The sequence below is a fragment of the Micromonospora sp. NPDC023814 genome, from assembly GCF_040639595.1.
Classification (GTDB): Bacteria; Actinomycetota; Actinomycetes; order Mycobacteriales; family Micromonosporaceae; genus Micromonospora.
Genome location: NZ_JBFAAF010000049.1, coordinates 21696 through 45310 on the forward strand (window position 1 = coordinate 21696; position 23615 = coordinate 45310).

At 70.9% G+C, this 23615-nt stretch carries 15 protein-coding genes and 1 pseudogene; 11 read left to right on the forward strand and 5 right to left on the reverse strand.

Annotated features, from left to right (window positions below; all coding sequences use genetic code 11):
• The first annotated feature begins 18 nt into the window (after window positions 1–18).
• The 7 genes from AB0G14_RS23810 (at window position 19) to AB0G14_RS23840 (ending at window position 8135) form a co-directional block, all read left to right on the forward strand.
• Window positions 19–834, forward strand: a complete 816-nt coding sequence (locus tag AB0G14_RS23810; RefSeq protein ID WP_357700826.1) for a sugar phosphate isomerase/epimerase family protein — start codon at window positions 19–21, stop codon at window positions 832–834.
• The gene (locus AB0G14_RS23815; RefSeq protein WP_357700828.1) at window positions 834–2513 is read left to right on the forward strand and encodes a family 20 glycosylhydrolase; all 1680 of its coding nucleotides are present in this window, start codon (window positions 834–836) and stop codon (window positions 2511–2513) included. Before AB0G14_RS23810 ends, AB0G14_RS23815 begins: the two co-directional genes overlap by 1 nt.
• Complete coding sequence (locus AB0G14_RS23820; protein ID WP_357700830.1) at window positions 2501–2773, forward strand: hypothetical protein; 273 nt, start codon at window positions 2501–2503, stop codon at window positions 2771–2773. Before AB0G14_RS23815 ends, AB0G14_RS23820 begins: the two co-directional genes overlap by 13 nt.
• Window positions 2773–3831, forward strand: a complete 1059-nt coding sequence (locus tag AB0G14_RS23825) for a dihydrodipicolinate synthase family protein (RefSeq protein ID WP_357700832.1) — start codon at window positions 2773–2775, stop codon at window positions 3829–3831. Before AB0G14_RS23820 ends, AB0G14_RS23825 begins: the two co-directional genes overlap by 1 nt.
• A gap of 180 nt (window positions 3832–4011) precedes the next feature.
• The gene (locus AB0G14_RS23830) at window positions 4012–4302 is read left to right on the forward strand and encodes a DNRLRE domain-containing protein (protein WP_357700834.1); all 291 of its coding nucleotides are present in this window, start codon (window positions 4012–4014) and stop codon (window positions 4300–4302) included.
• Window positions 4303–4324: 22 nt separating this feature from the next.
• Entirely contained in the window at window positions 4325–7084 is a 2760-nt protein-coding gene (locus AB0G14_RS23835) for a DNRLRE domain-containing protein (protein ID WP_357700836.1), read from the forward strand.
• A 226-nt stretch (window positions 7085–7310) separates the two neighbouring features.
• On the forward strand, window positions 7311–8135 hold the full coding sequence (locus AB0G14_RS23840; RefSeq protein ID WP_357700838.1) for an SAM-dependent methyltransferase: 825 nt from the start codon (window positions 7311–7313) through the stop codon (window positions 8133–8135).
• A gap of 468 nt (window positions 8136–8603) precedes the next feature.
• Here AB0G14_RS23840 and AB0G14_RS23845 read toward each other — a convergent pair whose 3' ends face one another.
• The 3 genes from AB0G14_RS23845 to AB0G14_RS23855 all read right to left on the reverse strand — a co-directional run bounded on the left by AB0G14_RS23845 (window position 8604) and on the right by AB0G14_RS23855 (window position 17605).
• Window positions 8604–11039, reverse strand: coding sequence for a hypothetical protein (locus AB0G14_RS23845; RefSeq protein ID WP_357700840.1), 2436 nt, complete (start codon window positions 11037–11039; stop codon window positions 8604–8606).
• Between the two features lie 44 nt (window positions 11040–11083).
• Window positions 11084–14242 carry a S8 family serine peptidase gene (locus AB0G14_RS23850; RefSeq protein ID WP_357700842.1) on the reverse strand — a complete coding sequence of 1053 codons (3159 nt, stop codon included), beginning with the start codon at window positions 14240–14242 and terminating at the stop codon, window positions 11084–11086.
• Between the two features lie 447 nt (window positions 14243–14689).
• Window positions 14690–17605 (reverse strand): AAA family ATPase, encoded by a 2916-nt coding sequence (locus AB0G14_RS23855; protein WP_357700844.1) that lies wholly within the window; start codon window positions 17603–17605, stop codon window positions 14690–14692.
• 659 nt (window positions 17606–18264) lie between these two features.
• On the opposite strand from AB0G14_RS23855, the gene AB0G14_RS23860 reads away from it, so the two are divergent.
• Entirely contained in the window at window positions 18265–20154 is a 1890-nt protein-coding gene (locus tag AB0G14_RS23860) for a glycerophosphodiester phosphodiesterase family protein (RefSeq protein ID WP_357700846.1), read from the forward strand.
• A gap of 305 nt (window positions 20155–20459) precedes the next feature.
• Here AB0G14_RS23860 and AB0G14_RS23865 read toward each other — a convergent pair whose 3' ends face one another.
• Window positions 20460–20927 (reverse strand): VOC family protein, encoded by a 468-nt coding sequence (locus AB0G14_RS23865; RefSeq protein WP_357700848.1) that lies wholly within the window; start codon window positions 20925–20927, stop codon window positions 20460–20462.
• 188 nt (window positions 20928–21115) lie between these two features.
• Window positions 21116–21442: a hypothetical protein gene (locus AB0G14_RS23870; RefSeq protein ID WP_357700884.1), complete on the reverse strand. Its 327-nt coding sequence runs from the start codon at window positions 21440–21442 to the stop codon at window positions 21116–21118.
• Between AB0G14_RS23870 and AB0G14_RS23875 the strand changes: the two are divergent.
• The 3 genes and pseudogenes from AB0G14_RS23875 to AB0G14_RS23885 form a co-directional block, all read left to right on the forward strand.
• Window positions 21362–21559: pseudogene (locus AB0G14_RS23875) on the forward strand (WYL domain-containing protein); the annotation flags it as partial. The gene AB0G14_RS23870 and the pseudogene AB0G14_RS23875 sit on opposite strands and share 81 nt — an antisense overlap.
• Window positions 21560–21704: 145 nt before the next feature.
• Window positions 21705–21902 carry a hypothetical protein gene (locus AB0G14_RS23880; RefSeq protein WP_357700882.1) on the forward strand — a complete coding sequence of 66 codons (198 nt, stop codon included), beginning with the start codon at window positions 21705–21707 and terminating at the stop codon, window positions 21900–21902.
• A gap of 264 nt (window positions 21903–22166) precedes the next feature.
• Complete coding sequence (locus AB0G14_RS23885; protein WP_357700850.1) at window positions 22167–23585, forward strand: phenylacetate--CoA ligase family protein; 1419 nt, start codon at window positions 22167–22169, stop codon at window positions 23583–23585.
• Window positions 23586–23615: the final 30 nt, after the last annotated feature.

The following is a 23615-nucleotide window of genomic DNA, read 5'->3' on the forward strand; positions in this document are numbered from 1 at the left end:
GCGGAGCGAGGTGGCGGCGTGAGCGGCGTCGACACGGTACCGGCGTGGGCAGCGGGCCGACTCGCGTTCAGCACCCTCGGCTGCTCGGCCGAGGCGGTCGAATCGGTGCTGGAGCTGGCCCGGCGTACCGGCTGCCACGGCGTGGAGCTTCGCTGCGCCGAGGGTGAGCCGGTCGCGCCCGACACCCCGGCCGGCACGCTGCGAGAGACCGGGAAGCGGTTCGCGGACGCGGGTGTCGAGCCGATCTGCGTCGCCTCGTACGTGCGTATCGCAGCACCGGACGGTGACCCGGTCACCGACCTGCTGCACCACGTCGAGATCGCCGAGCACCTGGGCGCCCGCTACGTGCGGGTCTTCGGCGGCCGGGACGGCCAGGCCGACCCGCATCCGGTGGCGGTGCAGCGGCTCGGCGAGGTGGCCCGGAGGATCGAGGGCGGGCCGGTGACGATCCTGCTGGAGACCCACGACGTGTTCTGCTCGGCACGCGCCGTCGCGGCGGTGCTCGCCGAGGTCGACTCGCCCGTGGTGGCCGCCCTGTGGGACGCGGTGAACCCGTGGCGGGTGGGGGAGAGCGCCCGTGAGGCGGCCGACGCGCTGGCGCCGTGGCTGCGACACGTACAGCTCAAGGACGTCCGGGCGACCGACGACCTGGCTCCGGTGCTGCCGGGGCACGGCGCGGTCCCGCTGGGCCAGATCCTCAGCGAGCTGGACCGCCTCGACTACCGGGCCTGGCTGTCCCTGGAGTGGGAACGGGCCTGGTTCCCCGAGGCGCCGCCGCTGGCCGACGCGCTCGGCGCGTTCCGGGCGGTACTCGCTGCGCACCGGGCGGCGTGATGACCTCGTTGATCCCGTATCCCGCGGCGATTCGCCGGCACTCCGGTGCGCTGCATGTCGCCGGGCCGGTGCCGGTCGTGGCCGTGCCCGAGGCCGAGGGGGTCGCCGACTGGCTCGCGGAGGTGCCCGGGTTCACCCGCGCCGTGCTGTCCGACGCCCCGGTGCGCCTGGCCCTCGACGATCGCCTGGCACCGGAGGGCTACCGGCTCACCGTCGACGAGCGCGGTGTGGAGATCACCGGAGGCGCGCCTGCCGGGGTGTTCTACGGCGCCCAGACGCTGCGCCAGCTGCTGCCGGACGGCGCGTCCGGCCGGACCGTCAGCCTTCCGTACCTCGAGGTGGCCGACGCCCCCCGGTTCGGCTGGCGCGGCGTGATGCTCGACGTGGCGCGGCACTTCATGCCCAAGGAGTTCGTGCTGCGCTTCATCGACCTGCTCGCGCTGCACAAGCTCAACGTGCTGCACCTGCACCTCACCGACGACCAGGGCTGGCGGCTGGAGATCCCGCGCTACCCGCGGTTGACCGAGATCGGGGCGTGGCGCGCCGAGACCCTGGTCGGACACGCCCGCCAGACCCCCCGCCGGTACGACGGGGTGCGGCACGGCGGCTACTACACGCGGCAGGACATCCGGGAGATCGTGACGTACGCCGCGACACGGTTCGTCACCGTCGTGCCCGAGATCGACAGCCCTGGCCACTCACAGGCGGCGATAGCGGCGTACCCGCAGCTCGGCAACACCGGCAGGCAGCTCGACGTCTGGACCGACTGGGGAATCAGCGAGCACGTGCTCGCCGTCTCCGAGACGACGCTCGGGTTCTACCGCGACGTGCTCGACGAGGTGATGGCGCTCTTCCCCGGGAAGTACCTGCACCTCGGCGGCGACGAGTGCCCCACCGGGCAGTGGCGGGCCAACCCGGCCGTCACGGCACGCCTGGCCGAGCTGGGACTGCCCGACGAGCGAGCCCTGCTCGGCTGGTACGTGGGAGAGCTCGCCAGCTTCGTCACCGACCGCGGCCGCCGCCCCGTCTTCTGGTACGACACCGAAACCGCGCTGCGGGTGCCGAACGCGATCGCGATGCCGTGGCGGGGCGACGGCGCGGCCATGGCGGCCCACCAGGACGGCCACGACGTGGTGCTCGCCTCACACGAGCACCTCTACCTCGACTACTACCAGAGCCAGGACCGGGACATCGAACCCCTCGCGATCGGCGGACACACGCCGCTGGATCGGGTGTACGAGTTCGACGCCGACCAGCCCGTCGGGGCGCTCGGCGCCCAGTGCCAACTGTGGACCGAGTACATGCCGCGGCCGGAGGACGTGGAGCGCATGGCGTTTCCCCGCCTCTGCGCGTTCAGCGAGACCGTCTGGTCGACCGGGTCCCGGCACTCCTTCGCCAGCTTCCGCGACCGGGTCACGGCGCACCTGCCCCGCCTCGCCGCGGCGGGCGCGACGTACCGGCCGCTCGACGCCATCCCGTCGCCCCGCACCGAGCCACAGCCATCCCTCAAGGAGGCACCGACCGATGCCCAGCCGGCCGGAAGTTCGGCACCGACGGCGCCGAGCACCAGACCTGGGCCCTCAACACCTACCTTCCCGGGCGGGTCGCCGAACGGTTCCGCGACTCGCGGATCGTCGCCTTCTCCACCGGCAACGTCTATCCCCTGGTGCCGGTGGTGAGCGGCGGCGGTGAGCAGCGCGAACGGCAGGGACAGCAGCAGCACCGCCGCCGCCATCGCCTGTTCGGGGTGCCCGCGACATTCACCGGGGCAGCGGAGCCCACCGCGCTGCTCTCCAACGCCGCGCGGGCGAACGAGCTGTTCGGCTACCCCGCCGTGCCGCTGCGCACGCTGATCGAGTGGACCGCCGAATGGGTGCTCGGCGGCGGCGAAACCCACGGCAAGGACACCCACTTTCAGGAGCGAGAGGGGCGTTTCTGATGTCGGCAGCACTACCGTTGGATGTCGGCGCCGCGCTGCGCGAGGGCGTCGTGATCCCGGCTCACCCGCTCGCGCTCGACGCCACCGGGCGGCTCGACGAGCGCCGACAGCGTGCACTGAGCCGGTACTACCTGGACGCCGGGGCGGGCGGCCTGGCGGTCGGGGTGCACACCACCCAGTTCGCGATCCGGGATGCCGGGCTGCTCGAACCGGTGTTACGGATCGCCGTCGACACGGTGCGGGAGGCGCCGCGCGACCGGCCGGTGGTGCTGGTCGCCGGAGTCTCCGGCACCACCGACCAGGCGGTCGCCGAGGCCAAGCTCGCCGCCGACCTCGGCTACCACCTCGCCATGGTGATCCTGCGCGGGTTGGCGGAGCTGACGGACGACGAGCTCATCGCGCACATCGCGGCGGTCGGCGAGGTGCTCCCGGTGTTCGGCTTCTACCTCCAGCCCGCGGTCGGCGGTCGGACGCTCGGGTTCGACTTCTGGGCCCGGCTCGCCGAACTGCCCTGCCTGGCGGCGATCAAGATCGCGCCGTTCGACCGGTACCGCACCCTCGACGTGGTCCGGGCGGTCTGCGAGTCCACACGGGCGGCGGAGATCGCGCTCTACACCGGCAACGACGACAACATCATCGTCGACCTGCTCACCACGTACCGCTTCCCGGTGAACGGCGGCCAGGTCAGCAAGCGGATCGTAGGCGGGCTGCTCGGCCAGTACGCCGTGTGGACCCGCCGCGCCGTGGAACTGTTCGAGCGGGCCCGCGAGGCGGCACGGACCGGACAGCTCGACGAGGAGCTGCTCACGACGGCCGCGAGGTTGACCGACGCCAACGCGGCCGTCTTCGACGTCGCCAATGGCTTCGCCGGCTGCGTCGCCGGAATCCACGAGGTGCTGTGGCGCCAGGGCCTGCTGGACAACGTACGGCTGCTCGACGAGCAGGAGCGGCTCTCGCCCGGGCAGGCGGCGGAGCTCGACCGAGTGATCCGGGCGTACCCCGACCTGCAGGACGACGCGTTCGTCGCCGCGCACCTGGACCGCTGGCTCGACACATAGCAGGAGGAGCCATGAAAGTCCCCCACGCCGTCCTGGCCGCCGCGCTGGCGGTGGCGTCGGTCCCGCTGGCGGTGACACCGTCCAGGGTGCACGCGCCGGCGCGCACCGCCGCGGTGCCCCAGAGTTCTTCGACGACTTCAGCTACGCCGGTCCCGCGGATCCGGCGTTCGCCGCGTTCGGTTGGACGGTGGTCCGGTCCCGATCGCCGTCCGCGTGCTCACCGCCGACAGTTGGTCGGATTCGACGATCACGTGGAACAACCGGCCCACCGCGGGAGCGACCCTGCTGGGCACCCCGCAGGTGACGACACCCGGGTGGTACGCGATCGACGTCACCAGTGCCGTGAACAGCAATCTCAACGACGGCCAGATCACCTTCCGACTCGCCGACGACTCGGTCGCCGACCGGCTGGTGGTCATCGATTCCCGCGAGTACGGCGCGGGCACCGAGCCGTACCTCCTCATCTCCTGAACCCCCCGAGAGGAGCACCCCCGTGTCCCTGATCCGAAGCAAGTCCTGGCGCTCGCGGCTGACGCTGTCTGCCGCCGTGCTGGCCGCTCTGCTGCTGCCGCCTGGGCAGCCCGCCTCCGCCGCCGCGCCCTCGGTCACCATCGATTCGCACACCAGCGGTGACGCGGTGCCGGCCGGGACCGTCCGCCTGTCGGGCAGCTACACCGACGCGTACGAACTGACCGTCGTGCTCGACGGCCGCAGCACTCCCCGCGTACACACCGTGGACCCGGACGGCGACGACACCGGCACCTGGTACTACGACCTGGACACGACCGGCGTGGACGGTGAGATCGAGGTCGCGGTGCGCGCCAAGCGAACCGACAACCGTTACGGTGTCTGGTCCCCGTTCGTCACCCTGCGGGTGGACAACCCGGCCGCCAACGTCCCGGTCGTGACGGTGACCAGTCCCGATGACGGCGGTACGGTGCGGCAGCCGACACCGGTCCGCGTCTCGGTCGCCGCGCACAACACCGTGCGTGAGGTGTCGGTACGCGTCAACGGCGGAGCCTGGCTGCGGGCGCTCGGGGAGAAGGGCACCTACACCCATCTGTGGGATCCCCGCGAATTCGGTGACGCCATGGTGAGCATCGAGGCCAGAGCGGTCGACGCGTACGGCAACACCGGGTACAGCCCGACCGTCTACGTCGCGGTCGGCGCGGGCGCTGCCGAGCCGGTACGGATCGGCCCGCAGGACCGGGCGATGTGGATCTGGGAGCGGGCGTCGTACGGCCTGATCCTGAACCCCGGATCCCGCCGACTGCTCGCGACGACGGCGCGCGACGCCGACACCTTCGGCTCGCGGCTGATCACCACGCTCTATGTCGGCGTGGACCGGTACGGCGACCTGGACATGCTCTACGACAAGCGTGCCGAGGTGCGGGACTTCGTGAGCTGGGCCCACGCGCAGGGCTTCACGGTGTACGCCACGATCGCGGGCGGGACCCAACCGCCGTTCCTCGGCGGGCTGGAGCGTTACCACCCCCGCGCGGTCCGGGAGATGGAGAAGATCCTCAACTACAACCTCGCCTCACGGCCGGCGGAGCGGTTCGACGGGGTCAACGTGGACATCGAGCCCTACATCTATCCCGGGTTCGCGGCCGAGAAGCCGGCGCTGCAACTGCAGTGGCTCGAGATTCTGGAGAAGCTGATCCAGCGCAGGAACGCGGCGGGTTCGCCAATGGCGTTCGGCCCGGCGATCCCGCGCTGGCTGGACGTCAACCCGTGCTGCACCGGCATCACCTGGAAGGGCGCCACCAAACCGCTCAGCGAACACATCCAGGACATGAGCGACTACATCTCGATCATGGACTACCGGGACACCGCGGAGGGGTCGGTCGGCATCATCGCCCAGGCCCAGTCCGAGATCGCGTACGCCGAGGCGATCGGCAAGCCGAACTCGGTGGTGATCGGGGTGGAAACGCTGGACATCGCCTGGAGCGGCGACCCGGAGACCATCACCTTCCGCGAGGAGGGGCGCGCCGTCGCCGAGCGCGAACTGCGGAAGGTGTACGACGCTTTCGCCGGCAGTCCGGCATTCGGCGGCATCGCTATGCACCACTACGACTCCATCCGCTGGCTCCCGTCGGTGTGGGGACCCAACGCCGTGTACGCGCCGCTGCCGGCCGACACCGGCCCGCCCGGCGTGGTGAGCTCGCCGCCGACGGCGAACGCCTTCGACCACCAGAGCATCGATCTCGTCTACGGCCGGGCCTTCGACGACACCGAGGTGGAGCACTACAACATCTACCGGTCCACCGATCCGGGCTTCACGCCCGACCCGAAGAACCTCGCCGGGCAGTCGCGCGGCCTGACCTTCACCGACTCCGGCCTGCTGCCGGACACCACCCACCACTACCGGGTCGCCGCCGTGGACGTACACGGCAACGTCGGGCCGGTCTCGCCGGCTGTCTCCGCCACCACCGCCGGTACCCACCTGCGGCCACTGATCGTCTCCGAGCTGACGGTGACCGCCGCGGGCGGTCCGGCGACCGTGCGGCTCCGGGTGACCGATCTGGTCACCGGGGAGCCGGTGGCGGCGGCCGTACACGGCCGGTTCACCAAGATGGCGGGCCGGTACCTGACGATGAACGCGAACTCGGAGGGCCAGGCGTCGGGCGTCTCGGAGACGATCGGCTTCCGGGCCGGTGAGGTGGGCTTCCAACCACTGCGGATCACCGCACCCGGCTACTACTGGGCATCCGCTCACGACCGGGCCCGGAACGTGGAGACCAGGTGGCAGACCACGACGCCGGTGGTCGCCGACACCTTCGTACGCGCCGGTGCGTACGCGGACACCGCCTACGGCTCCGCGAGCGAGTTGGAGATCGCCGACCTCCCCGACACGCAGAGTCCGGACGGCGACCGGATGGCCTACCTGAAGGCCGGACTCGGCGGCTATCCGGGCACTGCGACTGTCTCCGCCCGGCTGTACTTCCATGTCAGTTCGGTGTCGCCGGGCGTTGGCGCCGTACCGGTGACGGTGCGGGCGCTGGTCGACGACTCATGGTCGGAGAGCGGCGTGAGCTGGAACGGCCGCCCGTCCAGCGCGGGCGGAAGCGTGCTCGGGACCGTCCGGGCGGATCGCCCCGGCTGGTACTCGGTTGACGTCACCGGCGCGGTCAACGCCAACCTGGCCGACGGAGCCCTGACGCTTCGACTCTCCGACGACACGACCGCTGGGCGACTGGTCGCCATCGACAGTCGGGAGAGCAACCGGCAGCCGTACCTGATCATCTACTGACACCGGTGGCTCTGGCGCCCATCCTTCCAAGACGTCGATGGGCGTCAGAGCCCGGCCAACGCCGTCCTGCTGGCGAGGAAGCAGGACGGCCATCGCTGATGCCGGGTAACTCTCGCGGTCTGATCGGCGGAAGTGCGGTCATCCTCCGAACAGGACCGGATCGCGGGGCGGGTGGACGTCGTCTAGGCTACGCACGTCTATCCCGGCCTCTTCGAGGGAGTCGACCGTGACACGTCACGCCAGAAGCCGTACTGAGGAGATTCCGCCCACCGGCGTGGACGTCTCCGTACCGCATTCGGCCCGGGTCTACGACTGGTGGCTCGGTGGAAAGGACAACTTCGCCGTCGACCGGGCGGTGGGCGCCGCGTTGATCGAGGCGATCCCCAACCTGCGGACGATGGCCGCCGAGAACCGGCGGTTCGTCCACCGGGTGGCCCGCTACCTGGTGACCGAGGCTGGAATCCGCCAGTTTCTCGACATCGGCACCGGCATCCCCACCCGGCCAAACCTGCACGAGGTCGCCCAGGCGCTGGCGCCCGAGACCCGGGTGGTGTACGTAGACAACGATCCCATCGTGCTGGCGCACGCCCGGGCGCTGATGATCAGCAGCGAGGAGGGGCGCAGTGAGTACATCCACGCCGACCTGCGCCGGCCGGAGACGATCCTCGCCGACCGCCTCACCAGCACGCTAGACCTGAGCCGGCCCGTGGCGCTCACGCTCATCGCGGTGCTCATGCTGTTGCGCGACGAGGACGAGCCGGGGGAGAGGCTGCGAACCATCATGCGGGCCTTGCCCTCTGGCAGCTACCTGGCCATCACCCACCCGACCCAGGACTTCAACCCCTCAGAGATGGCCGCGGCGGTGGCCGCCGCCAATCAGGGCCACATGACGCTGGTGCCGCGCACCCGCGCTGAGGTGGAGCGGTTCTTCGACGGGTGGGAGTTGATCGAGCCGGGCATCGTGCCCGTCATGGCGTGGCGGCCCGATGACGCCGGCTCGGACGACCCGCACGCGGCCTACTATTGGGCCGGCGTCGCCCGTAAGCCCTGACCTTCAACGTCGGTGGATCCGTTCCGACCACCGTCCCACAGGACTGCGTCGGGGAGCAGGTTGGGAGCAGCAGGGCGCACTGAACGGCCCTGAACTGCGCAGACCGGCGTCGAACGGTGCCCAACTGCACCGCCCCTGCCTGCGGCTTCTTGTTTCCGCAGGTCAGAGCCGGTGTAGCGTCCTGCTTTGCACAGAGTGCTCAGCGGCTACACCCTTCGACCATGCCGTAGGTGAGCGAACCCGGTTGGACGCCGAGTCGGATCGAGGACCATCGGATTGCCGCAGCCGGAGGCTACCCGTGGGCGGCAGTTGAGGGATCGGTCGCCCCGGCTGTCAGGCGTTCCCTCGCTGCCTACCCTGATCATGATTGCGCCGCGGGTCGAAACGCTCCCTGGTACGTGATGGCCGCCCCGCGTGGTGATGGCCCGTGCGGGCCATCACCACGCGGTTGTTCGCGACCCGGCCGGCTCAGGCCGGTGGCCCGCCGTACGCCACCGTCGTCTTGGCTGAGCAGACCGAACTGTCCGCCCGGCACACCTGGTAGGTAGCGGTGCCGCGGCCTTGGACGTCGATGGGATCGGTGTGGGCGCCGTCGTTCGGCACCGTGCCGACCAGCGTGCCGTCGCGGTAGATGTCGATGTCGACGGAGGTTGCCCCCTGCCAGGTCAGATCCACCACGAGTTGGCCCCTGTCCCGGCGTACCGAGGTGCCGACGGTGATGGTGTCGCGGTCGAGGTTGGTCGCGTAGCTTCCCTTCGCGGTCGCCAGCAGCAGGCGGGACGGACCGGCGAAGGTCAGCGTCCGAGGTTGCCGTACCTTTTCGATGCCGCTGTCGAAGGGGGAGAACGTGGTGCCGGCGTCCGTGGAGCGGACGACCCGGGGGTCGGCGTTCATCGACATGTACAGAGTCCGCCCGTCGGCCGGGTCACAGGCCAGGTCGGCAACGGTGGCGTTGCTCGTCCAGCCGGTGGATTCCCACGTGACGCCGCCGTCCAGGCTGCGGTACACGCCAGTGGAACTGGAGGTCAACCAGGCCGCCAGGTAGACGACGTGCGGGTTGTGGGACGACGCGCACAGGTATGGATTCATGTACCTTCCGGACAGGCCGATCATCGACGTGAACCACGACGTGCCGCCGTCTTCCGAGCGCAGGACGCTGCTGGCGTAGGCACCGCTCCGGTCGTTGATCGACGCGATCATTTCCTGGTCGGTGCCGTTCTCCACGATCTCGATGTCGAGTGCCGCCTGGCCGGACGTTCCCTCATGGACCTTGGCCCAGGTCTTGCCGCGGTCCAGCGTGCGCCAGATCGTGGCTTCGGTGCCGGCGTACCCGAAGTCGGTGCCGGTGAGGAGGATCAGGTCCGGGTCGGTGCGGCTGAACCGGATCGTCGTGAGGTCAGACTCGTAGTAGGCCCCCTGGTCGGGGCCGAGTACGGTCCAGCTCCCGTCACCTCCACGCCGGTAGAGCCCCTCCTGGGCCACCGTCGTGGGGCCGTTGGAGAGGGCGTGGAGCATGCCGTCCGGGGCGAATCGGACGGTGCTGTACCGGGTCGGCGGCACCGGCTCCCGCTTCCAGCTGGCACCACCGTCGACGGTGGAGTAGACACCGCCGGTGTTCTGTCCCTGGAAGGCGATCGCCATCTCGTTCGGATCACGCGGGTTGACGTCGATGGAGCGGAGGTCGATCTCGGCGATGCCGTTCGACGACTGGGCGAACGACGTGCCGCCGTCGGTGGAGCGGAAAACGGCCTGCGTGTCGGTGCCGAGGATGACCTGCCGCGAGTTGCCGGGCGCGAAGCGGATCGACCGCCCGGTCAGAGTGTCGGTACCGCCAACACTGATCTCCCAGGTCGCGCCGCCGTCGGTGGTGCGGTGGACACCGGTGCCGGCCGTGGTCACCAGGATCGTGTCCCGGTCGTGCGGATCCACGGCGATGCCGTGGACCACCGGAGTCGGCCAGCTGCTGTTGTGCAGTGGGGTCCAGGTCACACCGAGGTCGGTCGACTGGTAGAGGCCGAGGTACTGGTTCGAGAAGAGCTGGCCGCCACCGACAAGCAGCCGCGTTCCGTCGTACCCGATGTCGAACAACGGGCTGGTGGGAAGGCCGGCGGAGCGTTTCGTCCAGGTGACCCCGCTGTCCCGGGTGACCCACACCTGGCCGGCGTCGAACGCGACGATCACCGTGTTCGGGTCGTTCGGGTCGATCGCGATCGACCTGCCGGACAGCGCGGCACCCATCGCCGGGGTCCGGTTGGTCCAGGTCACGCCGCCGTCGGCCGACCGCATGAGGTTGACTTTCTGGGAGCCCAGGGCATTGGCGATCCCGGCCCACAGCACCGACGGGTTGACCGGGTCGACCGCGACGCTCAGGACCTGGTCGTTGAGGCCGATGTTGAGGTTGCTGGCGACCCAGGTCAGGCCACCGTCGTTGCTGCGCCACACGCCGTCCTGGGTGCCGACGTAGGCCGTTCCGCCAGCGGTGAACTCGATGGCGAAGACGCTCCTGCCGTGCAGCGCTGGCACCTCGGACCAGGTGGTGCCGCCATCGCCGGAGCGGTACAGACCTCCGTTGTATCCACCGCCCGGTGCGTAGCCGGCCAGCACGATTCCCGGATCCGCGGTGGACACAGCGGTGTCGTAGATGTCGCCACCGGGCGGCCCGAGCAGCGACCAGGCCGCCGCCGTGGACGTCACCGCGGAAGCGGTCTCGCCCGCCGTGGCTGTCGCGGCAACGCCGTCCAGGTGGTGTCCGTACGCGTCCGCGGTCAGACCCGAGCTGTCCGTCCACTGGTTGTCGCTGGCTGCCGTATCGGCGGCGGCCGTGCTGGCTGCCAGCACCGTGCCGCCGGTGAGGCCGATCGCCAGCAGGGCACCCAGAGCACGTCGCAGTCGACTCGTACTCATGACTCGTTGTCTCCTTCGTTGGGGGTGGGCGCCGACGTGACCGGTCATCCCTGCTGGCCTGCGAACCGCACGGTGCTCTTGTTCGAGCACTTCAGCGTGCCGGCGTGGCACACCCGGTAGGTGTACGTGACGGCGCCTGAGCCGTCGACGGCGTCGGCGTACGTGCCGTTGTTGGGCACCGTGGCGACGCGCGTGCCGTCGCGGAAGACGTCGACGTTGGTCGAGGTAGCGCCGTCCCAGGCCAGATTCACGACGGCGTTCCCCCGTACCCGATGTGTTGCGGCGCTGAGCTGGATCGCCGTGTCGACCTTCACCTTCACCACCCGACCCGGCGAGTTCAGCGTGCCGAGATAGACGAAGCCACCCTGCGGGTCGATCACCGCGGACAGCAGCGAGTTCTCGCCGTCGGCCAGCGTGGCCGCACCGACCCGCTGGAAGCCGGCGAGCTCGATCTTCACGACCCCGCCGGGTGCGGTGCCGGTGCCGAAGTAGGCGTACCGACCGGCCGGGTCGATCGCCGCCGTCAACAGCGAGTTCTCGCCGGTCGCGAGTTCGATCGCCTCGACCCGCTGGAAGGCGGCCAGGTCGATCTTCACGATGCGTCCCGGTGACGTGCCGGTGCCGAAGTAGGCGTACCTGCCCGCCGGGTCGATCACCGCCGAGTAGAAGAGACTCTCGCTCACCATCGCGATCACCCCGACCTCCGCCATCGTCGTCAGGTCGAGCTTCACCACGAGCCCGGGTGCGGTGCCGGTGCCGAAGTAGGCGTACCCACCCGCCGGGTCGATCACGGCGGAGCGCAGGTTGTCCACGCCGCTGCTCAGCGTGGCCGCGTCCACCCGCTGGAAGGTGTTCAGGTCGATCTTGACCACCCGTCCCGGCGCGGTGCCGGTGCCGAAGTAGGCGTATGCCCCCGCGGGGTCGATCACCGCCGACCGCAGGTAGTTCTCGCCGCTGTCGAGCGTGATCGTGCCGACCCGCTGGAAGGTGGCCAGGTCGATCTTCACGATGTGGCCGGGTGCGGTGCCCGTGCCGAGGTAGGCGTACCTGCCGGCCGGGTCGATCACCGCCGAGTTGAGGTAGTTCTCGCCCTCGGCCAGCGTGATCGCACCCACCCGCTGGAAGGTGCCCAGGTCGACCTTCACCACCCGACCCGGGGATGTCTGCGTACCGAAGTACGCGTACCGGCCGGCGGGATCGACCAACCCGGAGAAGAGTACGTTCTCACCGGCCGCCAGCGTCGCGGCGTCGACCCGCAGCGGCACCCGGATGGCGACGCCCTCCAGCGTGATCGCGTGCGGACCGTCGACCGCGTCGCTGGTAACGGTCACCGGCGCCGTCGCCGGCTCCTCAACGGTCGGCGTGAACGTGTACGCCACAGTGCAGCTCTGCAGGTGCGAGAGCGTGACCGGTAGCGCGCCACACGTGCCGCCGGACTGCGCGAACCCGCCGCCCGGCTCGGTGATCGCGCTGACCGTCACCGGTTCGGCGCCGGTGCCGGTCAGCGTCGCCGTCAACGGCCCGGCCGTGTCGCCGATCTTCGTCACGCCGAAGTCCAGCGAGCGGGGTGCCACGCTCAGTTGTCGTCCGTCCGGTGGCACCAGGGCGAAGTCCCGGGCGGCGGTGCCGCCCTCGACGACGGTCGCCGGGCCGCTCGCCGCCTGGTATCCGAACGCCGACGCGGTCACGGTGTAGCTGCCGGCGGGCAGGGTGATCGCGTACCGGCCGTCCGGCCCCGTGGTACGGGTCCGGTTCACCGACCCGGCGATGGTGATGGTGGCACCGGCGATCGGCGTGTTGGTGGGGGCGGCGAGCACCGTGCCGGTCAGCTGTCCCTTCGCCGGACGCGGCGCCTGGGTGACGGCGGCGAGGGCGTCCAGCTTGCCCTGGCCCCACACGTTGTTGTTGCCGCTGGTACCGCCACAGGTGAGATCCGCGGTGTCCACGGCGGAGCCGTCCAGGATGGCCCGGGTGGCGGCGATGTCGCGCTCCAGCGCGGGCGCGGCGGACCAGAGCAGCGCGACCACGCCCGCCACGTGCGGGGAAGCCATCGACGTGCCGGTGAGCGCGCCGTAACCGCCATTGGCGAAGGCCGAGCGTACCGCGACACCCGGGGCGGCGATGTTCGGTTTCACCTGGTCAGCGCCCCAAGCCGAGGGGCCGCGGCCGGAGTTGACGTACAGGGCGCCGTTGACGTCGAACGCACCGGCCGAGTACGCCTCGGGCAGGTTGCCGGGGTTGCCCGCCTGACCACACGCTGACCCCGGATTGCCGCTGGAGAACTGGGGGAAGATCCCGGCCGCCACCCAGGCCTGGACAGTGGGCTGGTACCAGGGGGAGGTGGTGGCGCCGCCACCCCAGGAGTTGTTGATGATGTGCGGGCGGAGCGCCGGGTTCGGGTTCTTTCCACGCAGGTCGGTGGGGGCGAGCATGAACTGGCCGCTGGACAGCAGCGCGGCGGACGTGCAGGAGTTGGACTCGCAGCCCTTCGCGGCCATCCACTTCGCCCCGGGCGCCACCCCGATCTGGTTGGCCCCGCCATCGTTGCCGACCATGGTGCCCACGGTGTGGGTGCCGTGGTTGTTGTTGTCGCACGGCACCAACGACGGCGCGCCGCACACGCTCGACGGGTCCCACCAGTTGTAGTTGTGGTCGAACGCGCCGTTGCCCAGGTTGCCCCGGTACTGCTTCACCAGCGCCGGGTGGTTGTACCGCACCCCCGTGTCGATGCTGCCGATCACGATGTCCTCACCGGTCACCGCGTACTGCTGCCACACCTGCGGGGCGTTGACCCGGCTGATGTTCCACTCGACGGCCGTGATCTGCGATTCCTCGCCGGCTGCTTCCGGCGTGGGAAGCTGGTAGACCTGGTCGGCGGTGATCTGGGTGACCTCTGGGCGGGCGGCGATCCGCTTCAGCAGCGCCGCGTCGCCGGTCACCCGGACCGTGTTGGCGATCCAGTACGGCTGGTGGCTCGCTCCCGCGGCCTTCAGCATCGCCACCAGACCAGCCTGGCTGGCCCTGGCGGTGCCGGTCAGCCTCTCGTACACGAACCGGCCCTGCGCGGCCCGATCAGTGATCCTGGCCGCTCCGGAAAGGTCGGCCCGGTCCCGCAGGTACACCCAGAAGGTGGCGGTACCGTCCGCGGCAAGTGTGGTGTGCAGCGCCGGCTCGACCGATGCCGTCCGGGTGGGTGCGGCCACCGCCGTTCCTGGTATCCCCAGGACGAGCAGCACGACCGTGACCAGGACGGCACCCAGTCGGAGCCTTCGCCGCCGAGGGGCGCTCACGAGCGTCGGGGAACCCGTCGCCAATCCATTCAAGGAACTCTCCTCTGTCCTCGCGGTGCGGTCTCGCCCGCTGTCCCTTGTCGGGCCTGAGTCCGTAGCGGCGGAAGGGCTCATACCGACCGCCATCCGCCCTCGTGCCGGGTCCCCTCCGCCGTCTCGCCGGCCGGTGCGTTCTCGTCCTCGGCCGGGCTCGGCGGTGCGCCCGCAGCCGGCCGTACCGCACCGGCAGGTGGCGCTGGTTCGCTGGGAGACCCGGACGGTCCAGGGGTCTCGTCGGGCTCAGGATGATGCATGGCAGCAGCCTGGCCGCGAGGCAGCACGGGAACAATCCCGGAAACCCGGCAACTAACGGCTTGCCAGTCAGCTCAACCGGCTCGCGATGGCCGCTCGGGAACGGATGTGCAGCTTCCGCAGTACGGACGTGATGTGCTGCTCGACCGTGTACACGGAGAGGAACAGCTCTGCGGCGATCTCCTTGTTCGTGCGACCCGCGGCGGCCAGCTCGGCCACCTCCCGCTCCCGCGGTGACAGCTCGTTGCCGTAGCTGGGCCGCCCGGTCCGGCGGCGACCGGGCAGCGACACGCCCCGCTGCCGGGCCGCGCCGACCGCGCGGGCATGGTCCCAGGTGGCGCCCAGGCGCTGATACGTGGCCAGGGCCGCCGACAGCTCGGCGGCCCCGGCCTCGTGGTCACCCGCACCGAGCAGCGCCGACGCCGCCTGCTCCCGTGCCTGGGCCGCCTGGTAGGGATAGGGCAGCCGGTCGTAGTGGTGAGCCGCCTCGACGAGGTGGCGGGCCGCTCGCGGCGGGTCGCCGGCAGCCGTCTCCAGCAGGCCCCTGGCGTGTTGGAGAACGGCCGGGGCGATGGAGACGTCCAGGTCGCTCAGCCGGTGTTCGTAGTCGGTCAGCAGGACGTCGGCGTCGGTCAGCTGGCCCGCGGCGACCAGTGCCTCGGTGGCGGCCGGTAGCACCGGTGCCGCAGCCGCCCACGCCTCCTTGCCGGTCAACACGGTGAGACATCGTTGTGTCGCGGCCAACGCGGCGTCGACGTCTCCCCGGGCGAGCGCGATGCGGGCCAAACCACTCGCCGGGAACGCCAGCGACTCCACCAGGCCCAGATCCTCGGCCAGTTGCCGGGCACTGGCGAGTCGGTGTTGGGCGTCGTCGAGGTGGCCGTGACCGAGGGCCAGGCCACCCAGCGCCAGCTCGGCTTCGATCCGGCCGAGCGGGTAGTCGGACAGGGCGTCGAGCAGGGCGTCGGTGCCGTCGGTCAGCGCGTCCCAGGTGCCCCGGAGATAGTGCAGCAGGACCAGCGCCGACCGGGTGAGCAGCTCCAGCCGGCGGCTGCCGTACCTGACCGCTCCCGTCAGGGCAGTCGACAGCAGCCGCTGCCCGACCTCGTGGTGCCCGAAGTAGCAACACTGGGTGCCGACCGAAAAGTACGCGTTGACCTCGGCCAGCGACTGGGGCGAACTTCCGGTGGCCGCTTCGATGCGGTCGAGCACCTGTCGCCAGCGGGGGTCGCCGAGGGTCACCAGCCCCATCCCGACCTTGCCCAGCACGAACACGCCGACCATCGGGTCGTGGACCTCCGCGAGGAGCTCCAGCGCGCGGTAGAGCCAGTTCCGACCCCGGGTGACCGTGCCGATGGACGCGGTCAGCAACCCGACCGCGACTGTCGCTCGCACTCGCAGGTCTGGCCGGCGCGGCAGCTGCTCGATGGCGGTGGCGAACAACGTGCGCTGCACCGATGGATCCTCGCCAGCCACGTTGAGCGCCGAGGCCAGCAGGAACCGCAGCTCCCCCTGCATCGCTGGCGCCCCGTTCTCCTTGAGCACCGCCCAGAGCAGGCCGACGACCTCGTGCGTACGTACCATTTCAAGGGCGGCCCAGCCCAGCTTCACCGCCAACCGCGCGCGCTCCTGTGAGGACAGCGGCCCATGCCGGACGACGTCTTCGAGCAGCCGGACCGCCTCCGCGTCGTGCCGCAGCGCCGCCGCCTGATCCGCGGCCTGCTCAGCCGCGCGTACCCACTCGTCCAGCAGGCGGGCGTGGCGAAGGTGGTGTGCCCGCTGCCCCAGCGGTATCGGAACGAGCGCGCCGAGCGCGGCCGCCGCCCGACCGTGCAGCTGCTGCCGGCGCGGGCCGGGCAACGCCTCCTCCACCGCCTGCGCGGCCAGCACGTGCCGGAACCCCACCAACTCGCCATGCTCGACGAGCAGGCCCGACTCCAGCGCCTCCTCCAAGCCCGGCAACGCCCGGGCCGCCGGTATCCGGCAGGTCGCCACCACCACCGACATCGGTACGGACGTGTGCAACACGGCCGCCGCCTCGACAACCGCTCTGGCCTCGTCGGACAGGTGCGCCACGCGTTCGAGCACCTGGTCACGGACTCCGGTGGGCACGTTGAGCTCACCCAGCTCCCGGCGTGCCCAGCCGCCGTTCCGGCGGACCAGTTGGCCGTTCGCCTGCAACAACGCGAGCAGCTCCTCGATCGCGAACGGCAGCCCGGAGGCCCACTCGCACAGGTAGTCGGCGAACTCCTCGGAAACCCGGGCCAGCCCGAGGATGGCCGCAGCCAGCGCACCGGTCTGCCCCGCGTCCAGCGGGGCGAGCACCACCTGCGCGTGCCGCGTCGACGCCGGCAGCCGTGCGGTCATCGCCCGTACGCCCGGGGCCGCCTCCTCGCTGCGGAACGTCAGCAGCACCGACAGCTGTGCTGGCAGATCACCCAGCAGGTAGCTCGTGAAGTCGAGGGTCTGTTCGTCGGCCCAGTGCAGATCCTCCAGGACCAGCACCAACGGACCCACCGACCCCAGCACCTCCGCCAGCGCACGGAACACCCGATGGCGCTCGGCAGCCGGGTCGTCCAGTGGCTCGGGCGCCGGTGGCAGTGCCTCGGCGAGCTCGGGCAGCAACGGCCGGAGCGCGCCGGCCAGCGGCGACAGCCGGGTTTCCGCCAGCTCCGTGCCGAGCCCGCGGACCGCGTCGATGATGGGGCCCAGTGGGAACGGCTCGCGAATCCGCCGGCTCGCCCCGAGCACGAACCTCAGCCCCGCAAGCTCAGGCCGGGCTCGTACCTCGGTGATCAGCCGGGTCTTGCCGGCTCCTGCTTCTCCCTCCAGCACCACCGCGGCGGGCGGCGTCGCCAGGGTCGACACCAGCAGATCGAGCTCCCGGATCCGCCCGATGAGCCTGGGGGAGGAGATCCGCCCCTGGACAGGGGCCGACCCACGCCGCACGACCGGGTTCCCCGTCACCAACCGGATCACGCTCACCTGCCAGCGCCTGGCGTACCGGAGCTAGGCGCGCGGCCGTCGGGCCGCCCGGGACGGGGAACCTGAGCTCCCGGCGACCTGCCGGCGGGCGGAGTGGCGATGGTGCGGCATGGTCGTCCTCCCGGAGGGATCGGGCGGCTGAGGGCGGCCGGGGCTGTCCGCCCGGCCTGCGCCGCCGGGGCCGCCTGCCTGGCATTCTGCCGCAGCCGGCCGGCGATCGGTACGGCGTATTCAGCGGACGGGGCGGGCACGTGTCGCGTCGGGCTGCCGTACGGTGAAACGGTCGGAGCAGGGCGAGCGGCCGGGGCCGATGTGTGGGGCAGATGCTGGGGTTCGCACTGCGGCACTTCATCGTGACAGCCCTGGTCAGAGTGGGCGCGGGGGAGGTTGTGTCGACATTCTGGCCGACCTCGTCCGCGCCGGACGCACCCGCCGCCGCGGCCGGTGACGGCGTCTTGATGCCGGCCGGGCCCTGCTCGCTGATCCCGATCGACAGGGTCGCGGACCGTCAACCGGCACCACTCCAGGATCCGCGCCGTCGCCCCCCTCAAGGGCTGGAAGATCCTGGCCACGTTCGTCGCACGTTGGAGAGCTGACGTTGGCGCTGCCGCCACGCCGGGTTGGCCTGGCGTTCCGGTGGCGTTCCTACGGTCCGGGTCATGACACCTCGCCCTGCCCGCCTCCCGCGCGGGAACCCGAGCCGCACGGTCGCCGCGCTCGCCGCCCTGGCGCTGTCGACCGGCGTGCTCGCCGTGCTGCCCCCGTCGCCACCAGCCGCCGCCGAACCTGGCGCGGTGGTGGTCGCGGAGGACTTCTCCGCCGGCCGGCTGCCCGTCGGCTGGCGGGCCGTCGACGGCACCTGGAAGGTGGAGAACGGCCGGCTGTACGGCACGTCCGCCAGCTCCAGCCAGAACAACAAGATCACCTTCGGGCGGCACCTGAACGACTTCCGGTTCGAGGCGACCGTCCGGTTCGAGTCCGTCGCGTCCGCCACCCGCTGGACGGCGCTCGGGCTCGACGTGCCCGCCGACGGCGCGAACCCGTGGTGGATCGCCACGATGCGCAGCGGCACCACCGCGAGCAACGGGCTCGAGTTCGCGCAGCGCACCACCGCCGACACCTGGAACGTCACCAACACCGGCGCCGGCCCGTACGCCGCCGGCACCGGCCGGGACGTGCGGGTCGCCGTGGAGGTGCACGGCAGCCAGGCGCGCTGGTTCGTCGACGGGCGGGAGGCGCTGAAGACCAGCAGCCTGCAACGCTCCGCCGACGGCGGGCAGGCACTACTGGTCAACGGCGCCACCGTCTCCTTCGACGACGTGCGAATCACCGAGCTGGCCCCCAACGGCTACCTCCGCCCCGACGGCAGTCCGCTCACCGTGATCGCTCACCGCGGCGCGTCGTCGGCCGCCCCGGAGAACACCCTCGTCGCCCAGGAGGCCGCGCGGCGGGCCAACGCCGACTGGATCGAGAACGACGTGCAGCCGTCCCGCGACGGCGTGCCGTTCGTGCTGCACGACACCACGGTGGACCGGACCACCGACGGCGCCGGCCGGATCCGCGACCTCACCGCCGCCCAACTCAAGTCGCTCGACGCCGGCTCCTGGTTCGCGCCGTCGTACGCGGGGGAGAGGCTGCCCACGCTCGCCGAGCAACTCGCCGACCTGCGTGTCCGGGGCGGCAACCTGCTGCTGGAGATCAAGGGGGCGCACACCCGCGACGAGGTCGCCCGGATCGTCGAGGTGATCCGCGCGGAGCGGATGACCGGCCGGGTGTTCGTCCAGAGCTTCGAGACGGACGCGCTGCGCCACACCCGCGAGCTGGCCCCGGAGCTGCCCCTCGGGCTGCTACGCAGCAGCCTCGACGCCGACCCGGTGGCGGTCGCCCGCGAGCTGGGCCTGACCGCGTACAACCCGAGCGGGACGGCGCTGCTGACCCGACCGGGCGTGGTGCGCGAGCTGCACGACGCGGGCGTGGCCGTCCTGGTGTGGACCATCGACTCGGCGAGCCAGTGGCAGACTCTGGAGCAGGCCGAGGTCGACGGGATCATCACCAACCGTCCGGCCGAGCTGGCTGGCTGGAACGCCGCGTACGCGCAGCGTCCGCCCGCCACGCCGACCGTCGCGATCGGCGCGCCGGCCGACGGGGCCACCCTGGACCGGGCGCAGGCGCCGACCGTCACCGTCACCACCACGCACGCCGAGACGGTCACGGTCACCATCGACGGCGAGCGGGTCGAGCCCGGCGTGGCGCTGGACCTGACCACCCTGCCCGCCGGCCGGCACACGCTGCGCGCCGAGGCCGTCGGACCGGCCGGCCGGGCGACGGCGACCAGCACCTTCACCGTCGCGGCCACCCCGGCCGGGCTCGGGTACGTGATCCTGACCTCCGACGTCGAGCACGGCGCCCGCACCGCGCTGAGCACGCTGCTCGTCCAGGGCCGCTACGCCGAGCTGGCCCGCTACGCCGACCAGCAGGCCGGCCAGCGGCTCCCGGTGGAGCTGGCGCGCGTCGTCGCGGCCGACGCGCGGGCCCTCGCCGCAGACTGACCGTACGACGACGACGGCGGCGGCGGGCGGGGATGTTTCCCGCTCGCCGCCGTGAGCGGGCGTGCCGTCTGCTTCGCTCCGTCCCGTCGGCACGCATACGAGTCAGGAGACGACCTCTTCTCGGGTCCACGTTGATACCGGCGTCGAGGGCCTGGTGGATGATTCGGATGTAGTCGTCGTGGTCGGGGTTGCCGTTCGGGCCGAACATCATGGTGCCCAGGCAGCTTCTTGAAGGCCGGGGGTCTGGCAACGGGACGAGGCCGCCGGGCTGGGTGCCGCCTCGTTCCGTTGCCGGAGGGCGAGGATCAGGCGTTGGCGTACGGGGCGGCGACGTCGAGGATCCATGTGATGCCGAAGCGGTCGGTCAGCATCCCGAACGCCGGCGCCCACTGGGCCGGGCCGTACGCCTCGATGACGGTGGCGCCATCGGCCAGCTTCTCCCACAGCGCGCCGACCTCTTCGACGGTCTCGCCCCGGACGGACAGGAAGAACGGCTCGCCGGTCAGCGTCATGCCGTTCTCACGCCGCGTGGAGGGCACCGGCGCGATGCCGGCTCCGGCCTGGCTGGGCACGTCGTAGGCCATGACGCGGAAGCCGTCGTCGGCCGCGACCTGGCCCCAGACGACCTTGCTGGCGTCGGGCAGTTCCTTCGGCATCCCGAAGTCGCCGTACGTGATGACCGTGATCTCGCCGCCGAACACCGAGTGGTAGAATTCCAGCGCCTCCCGGGCGTTGCCCTGGAAGTTGAGGTGGGCGGTGGTGGTGATGCTCATCAAGACTCCTGGTGAGAGTTGTTTCCGGTCACGGTGTCCGGCCGGCGTCATCACCAAGGTTCGACGGCGTAGGTGACAGGTTGTGGCACCTACTGCGCCGCGACGTCGACCGGCTGCGCGAGCTCGGCTACCCCATCTCCGCCGTCAAGGGTCCCGACGGTGGCTACCGGCTCAGCGCCGGCACCGAACTACCGCCTCTGCTGTTCGACGACGAGCAGGCCGTCGCCCTCACCATCGCGCTGCAGATCGCCGCTACCACACTGGGCGACGGCACCGGCGAAGCGGCAGCACGGGCGCTGACCACCGTCCGGCAGGTCATGCCGTCCCGGCTCCGGCACCGCATCGACGCCCTCCAGATCACCGCCGTCGAACGGCCCGCCACCCGACCGGCCGCCTCGATCGACGGCGACGTGCTCCTGGCGATCAGCTCCGCCGTGCAAGCCCAGGAGATCCTCCGCTTCGACTACGGCTCCGAGACCGCGGACAAGCCCCCGCGCCGCGTCGAGCCGCACCACGTCATCACCTGGGACGGACGCTGGTACCTCGTCGCGTGGGACCTTGACCGGTCGGACTGGCGCACCTTCCGTGCCGACCGGATCACCCTGCGCATCCCCAACGGACCCCGCTTCACGCCCAGGGAACTGCCCGGCGGCGATGTGACCACCTTCGTCACCGGCAGGTTCCGCGGCGCTGACGACGGCACCATCGGCTGGCCCTGCCAGGGCACCGCGATCCTCGACCTGCCCGCCGCGACCGTGGCCCTCCACGCGCGACGGGATCGTCGAGGAGCTCGGCTCGGACCGCTGCCGGCTCACTCTCGGCTCCTGGTCCTGGCACAGCCTTGCCGCCGCCATCGCCCGGTTCGACACCGAGATCGAGGTTGTCGGCCCCGCCGAGCTTGTCGACGCCTTCGGCTACCTGGCCCGCCGCTTCGCCAGGACCGCCGCCGGCCCCACTCCCGGCGGGACCTCTTGATCAGGTGCTCGCTCATGCCGCACGCCGGTGGCCTGACACGCCGAGGCGGAAGGCGGAAGGTCGTTGAGTTGGGGTGCCCAGGGCGGCTGAGTATCCGTGACCAGGTGAGGGACTTGCGAAGACTCCTATCGTGGACGCGTGGTGATGACCTTCCTGCGCCAGGGAACGCTGCGGTTCACGAGCTTTGCACTGACTTGGCTCTATATGCTGCACCAGATTCATCCGGCGGTGTGGCGGCTCCTGGCGCGGAACTACCGTCCGTACATGGGTCGCTTCGCTCGACTGCACGCGTGGATGACCTGTCAGTTCGCCGCGATCGACGTGCCCGCGTACGGCGACTTTCTGCGGCGCAACGGATGGCGGTTCCGCTGGTTCGACCTGTCGTCGTACCCGCCGACGGACAAGCAGTCGTACGTGAAGGCATACCCGGAGGCCCAGCGCTGCTGGCACGGTGAGATCGAGATCGCCGGCAGCGTCGTCGACGAGTCCTCGGGATCGTCAGGTCAGCCGTTCAACTGGATTCGCAGCCGCCGCGAACTGCGCTCGGTCCACAAGAACCTGGCCGGCTACGCGACCATGGTGTTTCCGTCGAAACGGCGGTTCGTCATCAACGCGTACTCCATGGGTGCCTGGGCCACGGGCACCAACACCGGCATCGCCATGTCCAAGATCGCGATGGTGAAGAACACGGGCCCGGATCTGCAGAAGATTGCGGACACGCTGCGGTACTTCGGGCCCGGGTTCGAGTACATCGTCACCGCGTATCCGCCGTTCCTCAAGCATCTGCGCGACAAGCTCGACACCGAGGGCTTCCCGTGGGGCGAGTACCGCGTCAGCGGTCTGGTCGGCGGGGAGGGGATGACCGAGGCGCTGCGTGACTATCTGGAGGAGCGCTTCCTCAAGGTGCGCTCCGGCTACGGCGCCAGCGACCTCACCATCGGTATCGCCGGGGAGACCGACTTCACCGTCTGGGTCCGCCGCCGGCTACGCACCGACGTCGCCCTGCGGACCGCCCTGCTCGGCCCCGACGAGCACCGGCTGCCTATGATCTTCCAGTACAACCCGCTCGAGACGTATCTGGAGACCAACGCCGACCACGAGGTGCTCTGCACGATCAACTCGACGGCGGTGCTCAACCCGAAGGTCCGCTACAACATCGGCGACGAGGGCCGGCTGATCGCGTACCCGGATGTGCTGGCCGCGATCGGGGACCCGGCCGCGCGGTCGGACGCCGAACGCGCGGGACGGTCCGACCGGATGCAGCTGCCGCTGCTGTTCCTGTTCGGCCGCAAGGACAGCACGATCTCGTACATGGGTGCCAACATCTACCCGCAGGACGTCGAGTACGGGCTCTACGCCGGCAATCCCCTCGCTCACCTGCTGCACAGCTTCTGCCTGGAGCTGGAGGAGCATGCGGACCTGGAGAGCCGGCCGGTCATCAACCTGCAACTGCGCGAGGACCTCGCGCTCGGCCCCGACGAGCGGCTGGCCCTCGCCGAAACCTGCCGCGGTGGGGTGCTCCGCTACCTCGCCGACGTCAGTCGGGACTTCGCCGAGTCCCTCGTCGAGGACCCGTCCGCAGCCGACCTGCGGGTGAGAGTGCATGACTACGGCACCGGCCCGTTCGCCGGCACAACATCCAAAATCAAGAATGTGTACCTGGTGAAGGGTGCGACGACGTGAGGACCTCCGACTTTTCCGCCGCGCCGCCGG